The 17,906-nt window shown below is 39.1% G+C and carries 16 protein-coding genes and 1 other annotated feature; of the genes, 3 read left to right on the top strand and 13 right to left on the bottom strand.

The window, feature by feature from the left end; translation table 11 throughout:
- Positions 1 to 116: 116 nt before the first annotated feature.
- Positions 117 to 509, top strand: a complete 393-nt coding sequence (locus KS419_RS04490) for a thiol-disulfide oxidoreductase DCC family protein (RefSeq protein ID WP_217064880.1) — start codon at positions 117 to 119, stop codon at positions 507 to 509.
- Positions 510 to 859: 350 nt separating this feature from the next.
- Here the strand turns inward: KS419_RS04490 and dat are convergent, their stop codons facing one another.
- The 3 genes from dat to KS419_RS04475 all read right to left on the bottom strand — a co-directional run bounded on the left by dat (position 860) and on the right by KS419_RS04475 (position 5,695).
- On the bottom strand, positions 860 to 1,699 hold the full coding sequence (dat, locus tag KS419_RS04485; protein WP_217064879.1) for a D-amino-acid transaminase: 840 nt from the start codon (positions 1,697 to 1,699) through the stop codon (positions 860 to 862).
- A gap of 18 nt (positions 1,700 to 1,717) precedes the next feature.
- Positions 1,718 to 2,770: a DmpA family aminopeptidase gene (locus tag KS419_RS04480; RefSeq protein WP_217064878.1), complete on the bottom strand. Its 1,053-nt coding sequence runs from the start codon at positions 2,768 to 2,770 to the stop codon at positions 1,718 to 1,720.
- A gap of 282 nt (positions 2,771 to 3,052) precedes the next feature.
- Positions 3,053 to 5,695 carry a valine--tRNA ligase gene (locus KS419_RS04475; protein ID WP_217064877.1) on the bottom strand — a complete coding sequence of 881 codons (2,643 nt, stop codon included), beginning with the start codon at positions 5,693 to 5,695 and terminating at the stop codon, positions 3,053 to 3,055.
- 92 nt (positions 5,696 to 5,787) lie between these two features.
- Positions 5,788 to 6,061, bottom strand: a binding site (T-box leader).
- Positions 6,062 to 6,344: 283 nt separating this feature from the next.
- On the opposite strand from KS419_RS04475, the gene KS419_RS04470 reads away from it, so the two are divergent.
- On the top strand, positions 6,345 to 6,545 hold the full coding sequence (locus tag KS419_RS04470) for a hypothetical protein (RefSeq protein ID WP_217064876.1): 201 nt from the start codon (positions 6,345 to 6,347) through the stop codon (positions 6,543 to 6,545).
- Positions 6,546 to 6,606: 61 nt separating this feature from the next.
- Here KS419_RS04470 and ysxE read toward each other — a convergent pair whose 3' ends face one another.
- The 9 genes from ysxE to hemA all read right to left on the bottom strand — a co-directional run bounded on the left by ysxE (position 6,607) and on the right by hemA (position 16,290).
- Positions 6,607 to 7,620, bottom strand: coding sequence for a spore coat protein YsxE (gene ysxE / locus KS419_RS04465; protein WP_217064875.1), 1,014 nt, complete (start codon positions 7,618 to 7,620; stop codon positions 6,607 to 6,609).
- Positions 7,617 to 8,546: a hypothetical protein gene (locus KS419_RS04460; protein ID WP_217064874.1), complete on the bottom strand. Its 930-nt coding sequence runs from the start codon at positions 8,544 to 8,546 to the stop codon at positions 7,617 to 7,619. The genes ysxE and KS419_RS04460 overlap by 4 nt, the downstream gene beginning before the upstream one ends.
- 15 nt (positions 8,547 to 8,561) lie before the next feature.
- Positions 8,562 to 9,767 (bottom strand): stage VI sporulation protein D, encoded by a 1,206-nt coding sequence (spoVID, locus tag KS419_RS04455; RefSeq protein WP_217064873.1) that lies wholly within the window; start codon positions 9,765 to 9,767, stop codon positions 8,562 to 8,564.
- A gap of 194 nt (positions 9,768 to 9,961) precedes the next feature.
- The gene (hemL, locus tag KS419_RS04450) at positions 9,962 to 11,248 is read right to left on the bottom strand and encodes a glutamate-1-semialdehyde 2,1-aminomutase (RefSeq protein ID WP_217064872.1); all 1,287 of its coding nucleotides are present in this window, start codon (positions 11,246 to 11,248) and stop codon (positions 9,962 to 9,964) included.
- Positions 11,249 to 11,269: 21 nt separating this feature from the next.
- Complete coding sequence (gene hemB / locus KS419_RS04445; RefSeq protein ID WP_217064871.1) at positions 11,270 to 12,247, bottom strand: porphobilinogen synthase; 978 nt, start codon at positions 12,245 to 12,247, stop codon at positions 11,270 to 11,272.
- Between the two features lie 31 nt (positions 12,248 to 12,278).
- Positions 12,279 to 13,058, bottom strand: coding sequence for a uroporphyrinogen-III synthase (locus tag KS419_RS04440; protein ID WP_217064870.1), 780 nt, complete (start codon positions 13,056 to 13,058; stop codon positions 12,279 to 12,281).
- Between the two features lie 12 nt (positions 13,059 to 13,070).
- Positions 13,071 to 14,003 carry a hydroxymethylbilane synthase gene (hemC, locus tag KS419_RS04435; protein WP_217064869.1) on the bottom strand — a complete coding sequence of 311 codons (933 nt, stop codon included), beginning with the start codon at positions 14,001 to 14,003 and terminating at the stop codon, positions 13,071 to 13,073.
- 60 nt (positions 14,004 to 14,063) lie between these two features.
- The gene (locus KS419_RS04430) at positions 14,064 to 14,882 is read right to left on the bottom strand and encodes a cytochrome C assembly family protein (RefSeq protein WP_217064868.1); all 819 of its coding nucleotides are present in this window, start codon (positions 14,880 to 14,882) and stop codon (positions 14,064 to 14,066) included.
- A 19-nt stretch (positions 14,883 to 14,901) separates the two neighbouring features.
- Positions 14,902 to 16,290, bottom strand: a complete 1,389-nt coding sequence (hemA, locus tag KS419_RS04425) for a glutamyl-tRNA reductase (RefSeq protein ID WP_217064867.1) — start codon at positions 16,288 to 16,290, stop codon at positions 14,902 to 14,904.
- A gap of 266 nt (positions 16,291 to 16,556) precedes the next feature.
- Here hemA and KS419_RS04420 point away from each other — a divergent pair, with 266 nt between their 5' ends.
- Positions 16,557 to 17,042, top strand: coding sequence for a LiaI-LiaF-like domain-containing protein (locus KS419_RS04420; protein ID WP_217064866.1), 486 nt, complete (start codon positions 16,557 to 16,559; stop codon positions 17,040 to 17,042).
- Positions 17,043 to 17,174: 132 nt separating this feature from the next.
- Here the strand turns inward: KS419_RS04420 and KS419_RS04415 are convergent, their stop codons facing one another.
- On the bottom strand, positions 17,175 to 17,906 hold the full coding sequence (locus KS419_RS04415; protein WP_281419768.1) for an amino acid ABC transporter ATP-binding protein: 732 nt from the start codon (positions 17,904 to 17,906) through the stop codon (positions 17,175 to 17,177).

The raw sequence follows: 17,906 nt of genomic DNA, 5'->3' as shown, positions 1-17,906 counted from the left end.
TAACCACGCAGATGTTAAAGAAAAGTTACATTATTTTTTCATTTGTACACGAATTTATTATACTAGAAATAAGGCACACTTAATGGATATAGTAGGAACGGGGGCAAGGAATTGCTATGAGTGAAATTATTTTGTTTGACGGTGTATGTAATTTATGCACCACGAGTGTTCAGTTTATTATTAAACGGGATCCAGAGGGCATCTTTCAATTCGCGTCTCTACAGAGTACTGAGGGACAAAAACTTTTGAAACGGTATAATATAAACTCAACGATGGACAGTTTTATCTTGATAAAAAATGAGAAGTACTATGTAAAATCCTCTGCGGCACTTCATGTGGCTAAAGAGTTACGGGGGGGATGGAAACTCCTTTTCCCATTAGTTGTGATTCCCCCACCAATTCGAAATATTTTTTATAGCATTGTGGCGAAAAACCGTTACCGATGGTTTGGAAAAAAAGAGGACTGTATGATTCCTACCCCAGAAATCAGACAGAGGTTTTTAGACTGACTGACACAATTTTAATGAAGCGTAATTGTATTAAAACCTTCAAAAGAGGCTGTAAAAGAACTTAGGAGGATAATGGAGGAATGACAACAGAAGTCTGTTCTTTGACTTCAGTTGTCACTTCCGAAGTGCCCCGCAGCGAGTAGGCGATGACGTTAGACAAGAAAAACGTAATAGCCTTGCTCACGAGCGTAGGGCAGTGGAGGAATGACAACAGAAGTCCGTTCTTTGACTTCAGTTGTCACTTCCGAAGTGCCCCGCAGCGAGTAGGCGATGAAGTTAGACATAAACTATTTCTTATATACTAAAAAAAGCATGATGTGGAATCATGCCTTATTCATTGAATCAAAGTGTTAATTCTTTACTTTATACAAATCTTTAAAAGCCTCCGCTAAGCGATCGGTAATTGGCCGAGTTCTCGGCAATTCTAACTCCCCGATTTCTCGAATCGGCAGAACTTCTGCACTTGTACTAGTGATGAACGCTTCGTCCCCTTGATGAAGGAAGTTGATATCAAACTCCTGTTCCTGAACAGGTATATCCAGTTTTGCTGCCAACTCCAGTACTTTTGCCCGAGTGATTCCGTGCAAAATCCGGTTTGTTGCAGGGTGTGTAAACAGTTGTCCATCCTTCACCACAAAAAGGTTGCTGCTGGATCCTTCTGTAACAATTCCATCACGCTGAAATATGGCCTCATAATAGCCCCCCGCCATTGCCTTTTGCTTTGCCATGACGTTTGGAAGGAGATTCAACGACTTAATATAACAATTGAGCCAGCGCACATCTTCTACAAGAAGAACACCGATGCCCTCCTGCCGTTTTGTTTCATCAATTGCCTTCGCTGGACGAACTGTCAGGGAAAAAACGGTTGGTACTTCCGGATAATGATGTTGCCGTGCAGATATTCCCCTTGTTACCTGAAAATAAATATCTGCATCGGTGTAATTAGATCGGTTCAATGCCTCATGAATAATTTCCTTAATTTTTTCCGTTGTATATGGAAGTTTCATTTCCAGTGCGTCTGCACTTTTTTCCATGCGCAAAAGGTGCTCATCAAGTAAAAACGGTACACCACCATATACACGGACCACTTCATATATTCCGTCCCCAAACTGGTGACCCCTCTCTTGTATTGGAACTACCTTCTCGTCAATTCCCACAAATTTATCTTGATAAAATGCGATCTCTCCCAATGGTTATTCCTCCCTGCTTTATATTAGAAAATCTATATACTCACTTAGTGAGAATAAAGTTCGACCTTCACGGCCACTTGTCGTATGTGCTGTCAGCATGGAATTAAGTATAGCTTCTTCCGTGGATTCAGAGACGGCATGAAATGCCTTGTCCAGCTCTTCTTCGTAATAAAATTCCAATGACTGTTTCTTTTTCTGCGGCTGGTGGGCAATCGTTTGAGCCGTGGAAAAACCAATAACAAGGTCCCCGCTTCCATGACCCATTTTTGAACCTGTTCGGCTAAGTCCAACACCGCAACGTTTAATAACACGCTGAAGCTGTCGACCAGTCATCGGCATATCCGTCCCGACGATGATAATAATTGATCCCTTGTCCTTCTCCGATGTTTGTTTTTGCTGCATTTTTGTTAATGGTTTCCCTACTTTCTTCCCGTCTAAGATAAAGTCATCTAAATGACCGAAGTTCGATAACACGAGCACTCCAAACGTATATGTATCTCCTTCAATCTCAATCACCCGTGATGCAGACCCGATGCCTCCCTTAAGACCGAAACATCTCATGCCCGTTCCGGCACCAACTGCACCTTCATCAAAATCCACTTTTGCATTTTTGATGGCCTCGAAAACATGATTGTCATTGATAACCATTTGGCGAATGTCATTTAAATACATGTCATTGCACTCGGCTACAACCGGGTTGATCGTTCCGGTTGTTCTTCCAATTTCTGGATTATCTTGTAGCATATACTTTATAAGTCCAGTGGAACAATTTCCCACACTTAAAGTATTTGTTAACAGAATTGGAGTTTCAAGGGTACCTAGTTCATTAATTTGGACAGTCCCTATCGTTTTCCCAAAACCGTTTAACACATGACTCGCTGCTACAACCTTCTCTTTGAAAAGATTTCCCTGGTGCGGGACAATAGCTGTCACCCCTGTATTGATTGAATCCTCTTGTATGGTAACGTGACCTACTGTTACTCCATCTATATCTGTTATTCTGTTCTTTGGTCCAGTTGAAAGTTTTCCGATTTCTATTTGGCGATCCCTTGCTCTATAGTATTTCGTCATATAACAATCCTCACCATCCATATTGTATCTATTATAGCTTCTTTTCCCAAAATAGGGGAATACCATTCGAGTTTTCCCAAGATGAGCATGGAATATGAATTACGGATCTTTAGAAACAGGGAGTGAAGTAAAACTATTTCTGCAGCGTTTCTAGTTAATAAACGGGGGCTCTTGACACTTAGTTCTTTCAAATAGATAGACCATCCCCTCAAGAAGAGACTAGTGTGTCTTTCCTACTGGGACGGTCTACCTTAATCGTTTTAATTAATTTAATTAACCGGATTATTTTTTCAGCTCATCAATACGGGCTTTCACTTTATCTCGTTGCTCCAGATAATCCCTTTCTTTCTCCCGTTCCGCAGTGATAACCTGTTCTGGTGCCTTCGCCACAAATCCCTCGTTGGAAAGCTTCTTTTGGACTCTGTTCACTTCTCCATCCAATCGTTTTAATTCCCCTTCTAGACGTTTTATTTCCGCATCTAAATCTAATAATCCTGCTAGCGGCATGTAAAGTTCAACTCCTGAAAGAATAGAACTCATGGATTTTTCAGGTGCAGCTAATCCTGTTTCCATCTTCAATTCTCCAGGACGGCAAAAACGTTGAATATAAGCTTCTCCACGGTTTAACTGATCAAGTATATCCTCTGAATTGGCATTAATTTGCAGGGTAATTTCTTTACTCATTGGTACATTCAACTCCGCACGGGTATTTCGAACGGATCGAATAATTTCTTGAATCAGTTTCATATCTTTTACAGCCTGTAGGTCCATAAGAAAATCTTGTTTCTCCGGCCAAGAAGCTACTGTAATTGATTCCCCTTCATGTGGGAGGTGCTGCCAAACTTCCTCCGTGATAAAAGGCATGAATGGGTGCAGGAGTCGCATCGTTTGATCTAACACATAAGCAAGAACAGACCTTGTGGTGTGCTTCGCTTCCTCATCTTCTCCATTCAACGGAAGTTTTGCCATCTCAATATACCAATCACAGAAATCGTCCCAAATGAAATTGTAGAGGGAACGGCCCACTTCACCGAATTCATAAGCGTCAATAAAACGAGTTACCGTTTCAATAGTTTCTTGAAGACGGGTTAAAATCCATTTGTCTGCGATTGATTTTTTACCGGATAAATCAATATCTTCATACTTTAATCCATCCATGTTCATTAATGCAAAACGGGAGGCATTCCAGATTTTATTCCCAAAGTTCCAGTTTGCTTCGACTTTTTCCCAATAGAATCGGAGGTCATGCCCCGGCGAACTACCAGTTGATAAGAAGAACCGGAGGGCATCGGCACCATACTTATCTATAACATCCATAGGATCAACGCCATTGCCTAGGGATTTACTCATTTTTCGTCCTTCGGAATCACGGACAAGACCATGAATGAGAACATCCTTAAATGGACGGTCGTTAGTGAACTGTAATCCTTGAAAGATCATACGGGCAACCCAGAAATAGATGATATCATATCCCGTTACGAGAACATCTGTGGAGTAATAGCGCTTGTAATCAGCCGCTTCCTCGTTTGGCCAGCCCATTGTAGAAAACGGCCATAATGCGGAGCTAAACCACGTATCTAATACATCTTCATCCTGTTCCCAGTTCTCAAGATCTTCTGGTGCTGTACGGCCAACGTAAATCTCACCAGATTCTTTATGGTACCAAGCCGGAATACGGTGCCCCCACCAAAGCTGTCTCGAAATACACCAGTCCCGAATGTTTTCAATCCAATGGAGGTACGTTTTTTCAAAACGATCAGGAACAAAATCCACTTTCTTTTCCGATTTTTGCAGATCAATTGCCTGCTCTGCTAATGGTCCCATCTTAACAAACCATTGGGTGGATAAATAAGGTTCTACAACGGCGCCGCTCCGTTCCGAATGACCTACACTGTGCATATGCTCTTCAATTTTATAAAGTACTCCTTGATCTTGTAAATCTTTTACAATTTGCTTTCTACACTCGAATCTGTCTTGTCCTTGATAAATACCAGCATTCTCATTCATTTTTCCCGCTTCATCCATAACGAGAACTCTTTCTAAATGATGGCGATTACCAATTTCAAAGTCATTTGGATCGTGAGCAGGAGTTATTTTTACAGCACCAGACCCAAATTCCATGTCCACATAATCATCAGCTACAATTTCGATTTCACGTCCAACAATCGGTAGTGTTACTTTTTTGCCGATTAAATGCTTATATCGTTCGTCTTCTGGATGAACAGCAACAGCAGTATCCCCGAGCATTGTCTCCGGTCGAGTAGTTGCCACTTCAATATGACCACTGCCGTCTGACAAAGGATATTTCATATGATAGAAAGCACCTTGCACATCTTTATAAATGACTTCAATATCAGAGAGTGCCGTTTTCGTCTGCGGATCCCAGTTTATGATATATTCCCCACGATAGATGAGGCCGTCTTCATAAAGACGGACAAACACTTCCCTTACCGCTTCAGACAGACCTTCATCTAATGTGAAACGCTCCCTGGAATAGTCAAGGGAAAGACCAAGCTTTGACCATTGAGTACGAATAAAATCTGCGTACTCCCCTTTCCATTCCCATGATTTTTCTAAAAACTTTTCTCTTCCTAAATCATATCTTGAAAGACCTTGTTCTTTGAGTTTTCCCTCTACTTTAGCTTGGGTGGCTATTCCAGCATGGTCCATACCAGGAAGCCAGAGGGCATCATATCCTTGCATCCGTTTTGTGCGGATTAAGATGTCCTGTAACGTTGTATCCCAAGCGTGGCCTAGGTGTAATTTTCCAGTTACATTTGGTGGCGGAATAACGATCGTATAAGGCTCTTTTTTCTCGTCCCCCGTTGCTTCGAAAAACTTGCCATCAATCCAGTAAGGATACCATTTCGCTTCCGTAGCCTTAGGGTCATACTTAGGGGGCATTGTTGTTTCATTATTTTCCATTTTTCTTCCTCCTTAAAATTGTGCGGGACCAGGTCCCTGACAATTTTGTGAACTTAAAATATTTTATTGAGAAATATAAAAAACCCCCATCGTCAAAGGACGAAGGGAGTTGTTTTCCTCGCGGTACCACCTTTGTTTATATTCCTCTTACCTGTTTTACAATGAGGAATATACACTCAAAGCTTTAACGGAGCTGATCCGGCTTAAACTAATGAACACATAATAGTTAAATCATGTATTGTTCATAAAAGCAACTCAAGGGCGACCTTCCATCTTTACCTTCAAGAAAACCTTCCAGCATCGCCAATGCGATGGTTTTCCTCTCTGATGATTTCAAGATGTACTCTTCCCTGTCAACATTTATTCCATCTATGTTTGTATTGGTTATTTTACCCTTTCTCCTTGAAAGAATCAATAGTTATATAGGAGTCATTTTTCAATTCCATCTCCCATAATAGTATTAAACGGACTTTTCATGCCAGTTTTTCAAACTCCTTTTTATCCGTTCATTCTTCTTCATTTTATCCATGGAACTAAATGGATATACGAACGAAATTTTTATAATGATGAATGAGTCCTTAGGTCATACACTATTTTTCTAAGTGAACATATCATAGTAATAACAGTAAGCTTACAGGGAGTGATTAAAATGAATTTTAAGCGGCGGTTTAGAACCTTTCGTTGGCCAAGATGGTTTAGGAAAGGGATCGATATTTTTTATCAAATTCTTTTACCGTTAATCATCTTTCAGTTTGTCCGAACCCTTTTACTCCCAACAACGTTTGATATGATTCTATTAGGGATACTAGTCTTATTATACCTTTCTCACACATTAGGCTGGTTTTCTTAACAAAAATAATGCTATCCCCAATTGCCGGAGATAGCATTTTTCTGTTTATTTCCTGATTTATTTATCCATTCTCCTTTGGGAAAACACTGTTCATAAAACGATGTACTCGATGCATTGTCAAGATCTTTCGTTCTAATTGTGTTACTGCCTGGAACTCTGTAAGTTTATCTCTTTTTTTCATATATGTGTCCACCGTTTGGTAGATGCTTTCCGGAAAAGCAAGATAACTAATAAAAAGATGTCTTTCCTCATCGGAGAGAGTGAACTGTTTTTCATAAAGTTGTAACCAGTGTCTGCCCTCGTGTTCATCCCAAGGACGTGACTGAAAGTAATGGCGGAACAATAACGCCAGGTCACGGGAAGGTGTATCTAAAACTGCTTTTTCAAAATTTATAAAATAGGCTGTTCCATATTTATCAAAACAAACATGCTTTCTGCTCGGTTTCCCATGACATAACACACTCCGGAAACTCTTTTTTTCTTTGGCTCCTTCATACCATGAAGTGAGATGTTTCTCCGCTTCATTGGCCATAAACAAGGTCCTTTGAAAATGAGTAAGTAACGTGAGTTCAAAGGGGGAATAATACTCATTCCCCTCAATTTGATCTACATACCGCTCCATCTCTATGCGGCGAAGAGCCCATCTTTTTTTCAACGTCTCAAAGGAATCTTCCAATACTTCCTCCGAATATTCCTGCGTACGTTCCGTTAAATCATGGAGCTTTGCAATTTCCTCTACCATTACTTCTTCCTGTTCAACAGGATAACGGAACTCGGTATGATCCTCGTACCATGGCATTAAATAATATGTTTGCTTACCATAACGGATGAGATGGTCCCCGTACTTATTTGGGATAATTGGGATGACAAAATGATAGTTTATCCTCTCTAACCGTTTCATCACATGGACAAACCATTCTCCCTCTTCCTCAGTCATTTGAGTTTCCTTCAATGCATATTGCCCATTTGCTGTATGGATTTTTTTTATTTTACCTACGGTTTCAATTCTTTCTGGGTATAAATCGTACTGAAATAATACGGCTCCTACTGGTTTTTGCTGAATCTGGATACTCATGGGTTTGGCACCTTCTCCCTGGTAAGGTCAAGCCATTCGCTCAACGCCTTCACAAGCTTCAGTGATTCCTCCCACTGGTAAGAGAGATTTTCCTTACATTTCTCTATTTGCTGCTGATCTTTAACATCCTTCATCTCATTCATAAATTGAATGAATTCTCGAGGAGTCAAACACTCTGCAAGGAGGGCTTTAGCATGTAATTCTCTTAAAGATAATTGTTTATCTAACTCATTTAATAGCTTGTATAGTGAGTTTCGCCCATAACGCTGAAGCCATTGGGAAAGAACAATTTTGAGAGAGCGATACCCCTTCTCTGGTCTTCCTGTTCCATGTTGCCAAAACAGCTTTTCAAATACGTTTTTCCCTTGATCTAATGAATCAATTGGCGTCACAATCGGAGGCTCTCCTCCAGCTTGTTGTCCCTCTTTCCATAGTCGTTTCGCTTTCAATAGACGGTTGATGGATTCTCTTCTTAAACCTTCGATAAAAGATGTTGAATGATTATTTTTTGCAGTGGAAGGTTTACTTATCTGGTCAGACATCCTCTCCAAATTCATCACATCGATGTGGAGATTTTGATGATCATCTTCTATTTTAGTTGAAAAATAATGTCCGAAAAATATTCCCATCTCTTTTTCCCTGTTTTGATAGGAGAACGGGCTGGTTACTTCATCATGAAGGGTGTACCAACCAACATCTGAGAGAAATTTTCTTTCACCATATAGCGACTGAATCATACGGTCCGTCAGACACCCTGTTTTCTCTGCCAAACGATCCCGCCAGTTGATATGCCATTCCATGTTATCCTTTTCTGTCCAATGGGAAAGTCGTTTTAAACCTTTTTCAGTCTTTAGTATTTTTCCGTCCACTTCCCAGGTTACTTCCTTAAATCCGTAACTTTCTTTGATAGTTTCTAATCGAAGCATCCTTCCACACTCCAATCACGTGTCGGATGGTACAGTCTTTTTCACCGGAATATAGAGAATTTCTCCTTCAGATACATGTTGGTCATTTAAGCGGTTCATACGTACTAATTGACTAACTTGAATCTGATATCTTTCAGCAATAATCTCTAGCGTTTCTCCCTCTTGAACGATACACATCTTCAACTTGGAAAATTCTTCTTCTCCCTTTGTTAACATTTTAGTTAAATAAAGGGCGTTTTCTTCCCGTTTCGGCTCTTCCGTTCCATCCCCATCAACTCCATCACTTTCCCCTTCAGATGGACGTGTATCTGTATCCTCGGTTGTACCTTGGCTAGGCGGTGGGCTTGATGAGAAAGTAACATTTGGTGCAGTAGACGGTTCTGCCCTCGTTTCCTGGGTTTCCTTCCCGTCCATTATTGGATCCCGTTCCACTTCTTCTTCCACGGCTTCCAATACTGGTTCTTCTTCGGCATCCACTTCACCGAATTTCTGTCCAGCAAATCGGGTATCCTCTTCAACAACATTTTCTTTATAAGGCTCTTCTTCATGTTCCTCCTCTTCCGCCGGACGAACGGATTCAAAGTGAAAACTCCTTTCGTCCTCTGCTTCTGTATGCATTTGTTCTTCTGGCTCATAATTTACTTGTGGTTTTTCATACTGATACTCATTATAGTTTACTCGCGAATCCTGATACTCACTATTAAAGGAGTGGTTTGTTATATCGCCACCAACGTCCACTTCTTGTTGTGATTCTTGGTAACCATTCCCTTGGGGAGTACTTCTCTCATTCTTAATACCACTGACAGAGATGTTTGCTTCCAGTTCAATGCAGCCTCTTCCCGGTAATTCATAATCAAAGTCATCTACTGTTACGTAAATATCATGTAGATTAACAATTCTTTCCTTAGGAATGGTCACATCCAATGGGAAGGAGTGTCTTATCATCCCAACTCCATCATCTGTCATGGAGACTTCTTCTACAGAACGGAATGATACTTGATCTGCAAATGATTCTGTTTCATTTTGTCCTGAATCCTGTTGTTGTCGGTATTCCCCAAACAATTGAAGGGATCCCCTAACTAAAACTTGGTCTTCTTCTTCATGAATACTAATGTCCGGCTCTAATGCAAGTGATAAAATTTCACCAATTTCGCCTCTTTGGTTTAACCATACAGATTCCTTTATGGAAAAGGCCAAAGAAGAAGGTTGTTCATACGTCAACTTGATTTCCCCCTTTATTAAAAACTGCATTGCGCTAAGTTAAGTCATGGTGTTGGTATTTGTCCATCTGAAACAATAGTGATCATACGTTACACTTTTATGATTCATAGAATGGAAATATGCCAAATCTGTCCCGTTTACAGAAAAAATCCTAGAGGAAACCCTCTAGGATTTTTTAAATTATATACTCGTTTTCAGTTTGCTATAACAGCAAACGCTTTTTCTGCAGCTGCTATTGTTCGATCAATATCCTCTTCTGTGTGCTTTGTAGATAAAAACATTCCTTCAAATTGTGAAGGGGGGAGAGATATTCCTTCGTTAAGCATGCTCTTAAAATAGGTAGCAAACATATTTAAGTCAGATGACGCAGCTTGTTCATAGTTTGTCACCGGATTATTTGTAAAGAAGAATCCAACCATTGATCCTGCACGATTAATTTGATGTGGAACACCATACTTTTTCGCTGCACCACGAAGTCCATTTGCTAATCTTTCCCCTAATTCATTAAAACGGTCATAGTTCTCTGGTGTCAACTGACTTAAGGTTTCATATCCTGCCGTCATGGCCAAAGGGTTTCCAGAAAGTGTTCCCGCTTGATATATTGGACCTGCAGGTGCAATTTGTTCCATGATCTCCCGCTTTCCACCATATGCACCAACGGGAAGACCACCACCAATTACTTTTCCTAAACATGTCAAGTCTGGTGTAATCCCTAACTCCCCTTGCGCACAATGGTAGCCAACACGAAATCCTGTCATTACTTCATCAAAAATTAATAATGAACCATACTCTTCTGTAAGCTTACGAACACCTTCCAGGAACCCAGGTACCGGTGGAACGACACCCATATTCCCTGCAACAGGTTCTAAAATGACTCCTGCTATATCTTCACCAAATTGTTCGAAAGCATAGTTTAAGCTATTCAAATCATTATAAGGAACGGTTAATGTGTTTTTCGCAACGGATTCAGGTACTCCCGGACTATCTGGCAATCCTAATGTTGCAACACCAGAACCAGCTTTAATTAATAGAGAATCCCCATGTCCGTGATAGCACCCCTCAAATTTCACAATTTTGTTTCTGCCTGTGAATCCCCTAGCCAGACGAAGAGCACTCATCGTTGCTTCTGTCCCTGAATTCACCATACGGACAACCTCAATCGATGGAACACGATTAATTACTAACTCTGCCATCTTTGTTTCTAATTGACTTGGTGCACCGAAACTCGTTCCTTTTTCTGTTACCGATTTAAGTGCCTCCACTACTTTATCATCAGCATGACCTAATACGAGAGGTCCCCATGAAAGGACATAGTCAATATATTCATTTCCATCAATATCCCAAATGTGGGAGCCTTTGCCCCGTTCCATAAAAACAGGGTCCAGTTTCACTGACTTAAACGCCCGAACAGGGCTATTCACTCCACCTGGCATTACCTTTTTAGCCTGCTTAAAAGCTTCTACAGATTTATTCCATTTCATATTTTGAAGACCTGCCTTCCTTTAGTTTTCCTCTAGCCATTTAGCCACGTCTTTGGCAAAATACGTCAATATTAAGTCTGCTCCTGCCCGCTTCATACTTATTAATTTCTCTAAAACAACTGCCTTTTCATCGATCCATCCATTGAGAGCAGCACCTTTTACCATGGAGTATTCACCACTTACGTTGTACGCCACAACAGGTACAGGGTGACTGTCTTTCACATCACGAATAATGTCTAAATAGGAAAGGGCCGGTTTTACGATAAGGAAATCTGCCCCCTCTTCCACGTCTGATTGTGCTTCCCGTAAAGCTTCGAGACGATTGGCAGGATCCATTTGATAGGTTTTACGATCACCGAATTGTGGAGAACTGTGTGCTGCATCTCGAAACGGGCCATAAAAGGAGGAAGCATACTTTACAGCATAGCTCATCACAGGAACGTGATGATAACCAGCATCATCAAGACCATGTCGTATTGCAGTCACAAATCCATCCATCATATTGGAAGGTGCGATGATATCCGCTCCAGACTCTGCCTGAGACACTGCTGTTTTCGTTAACAATTCTAACGATGGATCATTCAAAATTTGTCCATCTTCAATTACTCCACAATGACCATGATCTGTAAATTGACAAAGACATGTATCAGCAATAACAATTAATTCTGGATATTTTCTTTTTATCTGACGGATTGCTTTCTGTACAATACCTTCCTTCGAATAAGCTGAAGTCCCACAATCATCTTTATTAGCAGGTACACCAAATACAATAATTGTAGAGATTCCAAGTTGTACGACTTCATCCACTTCTTCATCTAAACGGTCGAGGGACCATTGATATACCCCAGGCATGGAAGCCACTTCATTTTTTACATTATTGCCTTCCTTTACGAATATTGGATAAATTAAGTCTTCCTTATGTAAGTGTGTTTCCCGTACGATCTTTCTCATTCCTGCACTCGTTCTTAATTTGCGGTGCCTTTTAAATTCATTACTCATATTCATCCTCCATGATTTTAGTATATTTAGTCTATTGTTTTTCTAATAGTTCCTCCACTAGTCCTTCGATGGTAAACTGTTTTGGTATTATCATTTCTTTTACACCATATTCCTTCAGTTCCTTCGCCGTAACAGTTCCAATAACCGCAAACAGAATGGAATCTAATCTATTATTTTCTATTAGTGACTGATCTATTTGCATAAAGAAAGAACGGACTGTGGATGGACTTGTAAAAGTAATGATATCTATCTTTTCGGTTAAGAGGGTATCATGTAATTCCTTTTTGATGGACGTATTCATTGCTGTTTCATACACAATAGGAGCATCCACCTCCATATCTTTCTGTTGTAATGTATGTACTAAGTAGTTACTCGAAAGACTGCTCCTTGGAAAAAGGATTCGTTCCCCGAGTTTAATATTCTTTAGTAATTCCTCGGTTAAGTATTCACCACTGAAAGTAGATGGAACAACTTGAGGCGTAATACCTTTCTTCTGAAGGTATTTTAATGTTTTGTTCCCCACAACTGCGATTTTTTTCCTTTGAAGTTCTTCTACCCGTTTCCCCTCATTGGTAAGAAATTCCATAAAAAAATGAACACTGTTGGCACTGGTAAAAACAATCCAATCATAACGACCCAATTGCTGAATTACCCGATACACTGGGGTGCAATCTACCGGCTTTTCGATAGAAATTAGGGGAATTTCTAAGACAATTCCCCCATGCCTTTGAAGGCACTCCGTTAATTCACTCGCTTGATGTTTTGCACGTGTGTTTAAAATGTGCCGACCATGAAGACCAAGTCCTTTCACTGTCCACACTCCTTAAAGATCAAGTTCTTCCTTCACTTGATCAAGAACTTCTTTCGCCCCTTGCATAAGCATTTTTTCTGCAACTTCTTTCCCAATGGACACAGGATCATCACCAACGATCGTTTCCCTAAATACCGTTTGTCCATCTGGTGAAGCAATGAGTGCAGTTAATGAAATTTTCCCATCATCAAGAAGGGTTGCATATCCTGCAATTGGAACTTGACATCCCCCTTCAACGGTATGGAGAAAAGAGCGTTCTGCAGCCACAGTTCTTTCAGTATCCTTATTATTTATTTTAGATAATAAGTCAACAATTTCTTTATCATCCTCACGGCATTCAATTCCCAAAGCCCCTTGTCCTACTGCGGGAAGACATGTTTTCGGATCGAGAAATTCAGATATTATCTCGTCTTTCCAACCAGCACGTTTAATTCCTGCTGCTGCAAGGATTATGGCATCGAATCCCTCTTCTCTGCATTTTCGTAAACGTGTTTCTATATTCCCACGAATCCACTGAATCTTTAAATCTGGACGTTTGGCAAGGACTTGGGCCGAACGACGTAAACTGCTTGTTCCAACCACAGATCCTGCCGGCAAATCCTTCAATGCTTGTCCACTATTGGATATGAACGCATCCCTCGGATCTTCCCGCTCCGGTACAGCACCGATCATTAATCCTTCCGCAATAACAGCAGGTAAGTCTTTCATGCTGTGTACCGCAATATCAATTTCACCATCATACATCGCTTTTTCAATCTCTTTAACAAAAAGACCTTTTCCACCCACTTTAGATAAGGTAACATCCAGAATCTTATCTCCCTTTGTTACGATCTCTTTGATTTCAAATTCATAATCAAGACCAAGAGATTTTAAGCGGTCAATAACCCAATTTGTTTGAATCATTGCTAAATTACTTTTTCGTGAACCAATAATAATTTTCCTCATGCTAACCTCCAAAATGTAATGTTCTGCAATTGATGTAAGTGATACTCTTCTTCCATTCTACTACCAAATATGAAAATTAGAAAATGACGTGGAAAGGAAGTAATTAATTAGTAAAACGAGAAAGGCAGCAATATTTAGGAGAGCTAAACTATATCCCCTTTTCTTTTTCACTACCCATTGGAATAAAAATAATCCATACATAAACAGGACTAAAAAGGAACTTAATACTTTCACATCAAACCAAGGTACCATGCCGAATTTAACCCATGCCCAAATAACCCCAAGAATTATTCCTAATAACATCAGTGGAAAACCAATTAAAGTAAAAATATATGAAAGTTGACCTAATGTAGATAAATTTCCAATGCGTTTAATCCTCTTCCCCCAACGTTTACGTTTTAACATGTTGTTTTGTATGAAGTAGAGCATGGAAAACGCAAAAGATAATGTGAAGGTTCCATAGGATAATAGGAGAAGTGTCACATGGATCACCAATAACTCCAGAATCAATAATTCCGTTAGTCTTGGAGAAACATCACCAGTGGGAGCAAAAATGCTGATTGTCATTATACCAAAGCCAATCAAATTCACAAAAAATATTAGGAAGTCTTTCTTATAAAATTTATTAATAATTAACGACAAGGTGACAACGATCCATGAATATAAAAACATCCCCTCAAAAATTGTCATCAAAGGTAAACGATTATATTCCATCGTCCTGACAATTAAAAAGAGAAGCTGTAGTACCCAGACAATAGAAAGCAACCAGAAGGCAATTCGATTAACCCTCTGGTTGTTTTGAATAAAATCAATAAAAAAACCTAATATACTTAAACTATAAAATACTACAATGGATAAATAAATAAAATTTAATAACATATAATGTCAGTCCCCTCTCTTAAACAGAGCGGGCAAAAGCCTCTTTTCGATCTGCTAATTTTGCTTTACGTTTTTCCATACTCCACTTACGTTCATCTTTATTTATTTGAATCTCACAGGAAGGCAGTTTTTCTTGTTCCTGTAATTGCTCTTCTAGAGCAAAAACCTTTGTGATAAAGTCTAAAAGTTCCGTTGAGTTTTTTTCCTCCGGCAATTCCTTTACGGCAGAAATGGGGTCACGTAATAATTGATTAACAATACTCTTCATATGTTTACGGATCACTTTCTTTTCTCGATCAGACAAGTTTGAAAGTTTCCTTTCAAGGCTATCCATTGTCTCTCTTTGTACGGTCATAGCTTTATTACGTAAAGCAGAAATGACGGGCACTACACCTAATGTATCAAGCCAATGACTAAAATGAATTAATTCTTCCTCGATCATTAGTTCAATCTTTTCTGCCTCTTGTTTACGCTCTTCAAGATTTGCGGCTACAATTCCTTCTAAATCATCAATATCATATAAATAGACATTTTCTATTTCAGATAACAGTGGATCAATGTCCCTTGGAACAGCAATATCTACTAAGAACAGGGGACGTCCCTTACGTTTTTTAATTAACTTTTCCACGATTGGTTTGGATACAACATATCCCTTTGACCCCGTCGAGCTAATGAGAATATCTGTTGTCAGAAGAGAATTCTCAATCTCTTCCATTCCTTTTGCGGAACCAGAAAACTTTTTTGCAAGCTCGACCGCTTTATTCTTCGTCCTATTCATCACTGTAATATCATTAATTCCATTAGCTGAAAGATTCTTAGCGGTTAACTCACTCATTTTCCCTGCACCTAAAATCAACACTTTTTTGTCCTGAAAATCTCCGAAAATCTTCTTTCCTAATTCCACCGCTGCATAACTTACAGAAACAGCATTCTCACCAATTGAAGTTTCAGAGTGGGCACGCTTTGCTATTGTTACAGCTTGTTTAAACAAATGATTAAAAATAGTACCTGTTGTCCCTTGGCGTTGTGCTTCTACAAACCCTTCGCGTACTTGTCCTAAAATTTGAGTTTCCCCTAATACCATGGAATCCAATCCACAGGAGACACGGAATAAATGTTCAATGGCGTGTTCGTCTTCACGAATTTGCAGAAATGGTGTGAATTCCTCTTTTGGAATATCAAACCATTCCGACAAGAAAACTTTTGTATAGTATCGGCCAGTATGCAATTGATCTGCGACAACATACAGTTCCGTTCGATTACAGGTAGAAACGATTACACACTCCAAAATGCTCTTCGACTTTCGGAGCTTTGTCAACGCACGATCCATATCCTCTTGAAAGGTAAATTTTTCTCGAATTTCTACTGGTGTTGTTTTATAGTTCAAACTGACGACCAGGATGTGCATTCCTTCACCCCCATTACTTTCTCCACAATTATCTAAATATATAGGTTCTTTACATATTATTAGAATAAATATAAATAACTCAAACTTCATTATAACATTTCTAATCTAGCCCGCATTAAATATGCTCTGCAGTAAATGTGAACATTTTGTGTCAAAAAAAAAATACAAATTATTGGTTCCCTTTTCGCATCATTTACTATATTGTTTTATTGTAACCAATAAGGAAAATGTTAGTAAGATTTATGGAAAAAAAGGAGTGAGCATTTTTGAAAAATAATAGTATGTTTGCAGGAATTATTCTAATTACTATTGGTCTTTATTTTTTACTTCAGCAATTAGATATTGGAATTCCGTTCGCACATGTTCTTTTTGCTTGGCCATCGATTCTTTTTTTCATAGGAATTGTTCTCGCCTTTCAAGGATTCTCCAACCGAGATGATAATAAAATGTTCTCTGGGATGGTCCTATTAGGGCTAGGTGTATTTTTTCATGGTGTCCATACTTTCGGTTATTGGTCATATTATTGGGGATATTTCACCCTTATCGTAAGTGTAGCCTTCTTCATGAAGTATTTTGTTAATAAGAGAGAAGGATTAACTCCAGCACTCATTTTATTGGTTATCTCTGCATTTGCCTTTTATAATCATGTGTTATCCAACTGGATAAAAACAGTGTTCTCAGGATTCGATTTAATTTGGCCAATCCTTTTTATTGTTATTGGTGTATATTTTATATTTTTTCGGAAAAGGTAACTTATCCAACCGTCACTATGATACCATTTTAAAAAATTTTTACAACCTAAAATGCTTATTGTATTTCAACAAAAAAAATCATTGCTGTTGCAATGATTTTTTTTATATTTTTTGAATTTTATTTCTATACTTTTATAATACTTTACTCAGAAATTCCTTTGTTCTTTCTTCTTTAGGGTTTTCAAAGAATTCAACAGATGGTCCCACTTCCACAATTTTTCCTTCATGCATGTAAATCGTATAATCGGCCACTTCTTTTGCAAAACCCATTTCGTGGGTTACTACAATCATGGTCATTCCTTCCTTTGCTAAGGTCTTCATTGTTTCTAGAACTTCTCCTACTAATTCCGGGTCTAAGGCAGAAGTTGGTTCATCAAAGAGCATAATTTCCGGTTTCATTGCTAATGCCCTTGCAATAGCAACCCGTTGTTTTTGTCCACCGGAAAGTTTAGAAGGATAAACATCATACTTATCACTTAGTCCGACCTTATCCAGTAAGGCTTTTCCTTCCTTGATCGCTTCTTCCTTTCCCATTTTTTTAACCATAATTGGGGCTTCGATGACATTCTCTAATACGGTCATGTGGGGAAATAGGTTGAAATGTTGAAATACCATTCCCACCTTCTGACGAATTTTATTTAAATCATGAGTTTTCGGTTCAATCTGTTCACCATCAAAGATTATTTTTCCTTCATCTTTTATTTCCAAAAAGTTTAAACACCTTAATACGGTACTTTTTCCTGATCCACTGGCGCCGATCAGACAAACCACATCACTTTCATTTACTGTTAAATCTATATCTTTTAAAACATGGAGATCGCCGAATGATTTATTTAATTTCTCAACCCGGATCATCTCTTTCAT

The organism is Evansella tamaricis (assembly GCF_019042215.1).
Taxonomy (GTDB): Bacteria; Bacillota; Bacilli; order Bacillales; family Salisediminibacteriaceae; genus Evansella; species Evansella tamaricis.
This window is presented reverse-complemented; position numbering and strand designations above follow the sequence as displayed.